The organism is Sphingomonas sp. 66-10, assembly GCF_001897045.1.
In the GTDB taxonomy this organism is placed as follows: domain Bacteria; phylum Pseudomonadota; class Alphaproteobacteria; order Sphingomonadales; family Sphingomonadaceae; genus Sphingomonas; species Sphingomonas lycopersici.
Genome location: NZ_MKRR01000137.1, coordinates 121,188 through 122,380, shown reverse-complemented (window position 1 = coordinate 122,380; position 1,193 = coordinate 121,188). Strand labels below are relative to the sequence as shown.

Annotated in this window: 2 protein-coding genes; both read right to left on the bottom strand. The window is 67.9% G+C overall.

The window, feature by feature from the left end:
• Window positions 1–58 precede the first annotated feature (58 nt).
• Complete coding sequence (locus BGN95_RS19020) at window positions 59–664, bottom strand: M23 family metallopeptidase (protein WP_265311453.1); 606 nt, start codon at window positions 662–664, stop codon at window positions 59–61.
• A gap of 26 nt (window positions 665–690) precedes the next feature.
• Window positions 691–1,074: a TadE/TadG family type IV pilus assembly protein gene (locus tag BGN95_RS19015; RefSeq protein ID WP_265311452.1), complete on the bottom strand. Its 384-nt coding sequence runs from the start codon at window positions 1,072–1,074 to the stop codon at window positions 691–693.
• Between the last annotated feature and the right edge of the window lie 119 nt (window positions 1,075–1,193).

The following is a 1,193-nucleotide window of genomic DNA, read 5'->3' as shown; positions in this document are numbered from 1 at the left end:
CGGGGCCTGTTTCATAAGGCGTTGAGAAAAACTCAACAATCGGGCGTGGAGCGTCCGCTTAGCGGGCGAGCGTGCGGATCGGATCGACCGGCTGGCCGCCGATCCGCACTTCATAATGCAGATGCGGCCCGGTCGATAGGCCGGTCGAGCCGACATAGCCGATCACGTCGCCGCGCTGGACATGCTGCCCGGCGACGACGTTGCTGCGCGACATATGGCCGTAGCGCGTCTCGACCCCGCCGCCGTGGTTGATTACGACAAGGTCGCCATAACCGCCATACCACCCCTGCGCGCTGACCACGCCGGGCGAGGTGGCGACGATCGGCGAGCCGGTCGCCGCGGCGAGATCGATGCCGAGATGCGCGCGCCGCTCGTTGAGCAGGGGATGGAAGCGCGCGCCGAACCCGCTGGTCAGCGCGCGCGCCGCGACCGGCATCCCGGCGGGCATCGCGACCGGCCCCGACGCGGCGAATTTGCCCGACAGGGCGGCGGGCGGTGGTTTGGGGCGGAACAGCGCGACCGGCGTCCCCGCGAGATCGACCGCGCGGCCGATATGGACCGCGGTGGTCGCATCCTGCGCGTGTGCGACACCGGGCCCGGCGAGCAGCAGCCACGGGCCGGCGGCGGTCGATGCGATCGCCCTTTTCCGTTTCGCGGGTTCCATGCCGGTGCCCCTCCCCCAAGCGGCGATCAGATGACCGGGTAACAGGCCGATGCGGTCAGCGTGATCGGGATCTGACCGATCCCGGTGAAGACGTTATAACTGCCCGTCGCGCTGACCTTGTTGCCGCAGCTCGGTTGCGTGGCGACGAAGGTCAGCCCCGTTACCCCGCCGACTGGATAGAGCGACTTGGCATAGGTATCGATATTGGCGGCATAGCAAGACCCGGTCGTATCGACCGACAGGCAGCGCGCGGCGCGCTCGGTGGCGTAATGCAGCCGGACGACTGCCGACAGCGCAAGCGCCATGTTGATTGTGCCGAAGGTCAGCAGCAGGAACAGTGGCACGACCAGCGCGAATTCCGCCGCGGCGGTCCCCGCCTGGTGCCGGGCGAAGGTGCGGAGCGCGGTCATTGCAGCCGGATCCAGGCAGTCGATTGGATCGTCGACGAGAGATAGGAGGCGACCGAGAAGCCTGGGAAGGTCGCATGATAGGTAAAGGTCGTCGGCACGCCGATATAGCTGCCCGGGCG

Bases quoted from the DNA above. Each gene is read 5' to 3' on its own strand.
- BGN95_RS19015 (WP_265311452.1), bottom strand. From the start codon at position 1,074: ATGACCGCGCTCCGCACCTTCGCCCGGCACCAGGCGGGGACCGCCGCG.
- BGN95_RS19020 (WP_265311453.1), bottom strand. From the start codon at position 664: ATGGAACCCGCGAAACGGAAAAGGGCGATCGCATCGACCGCCGCCGGC.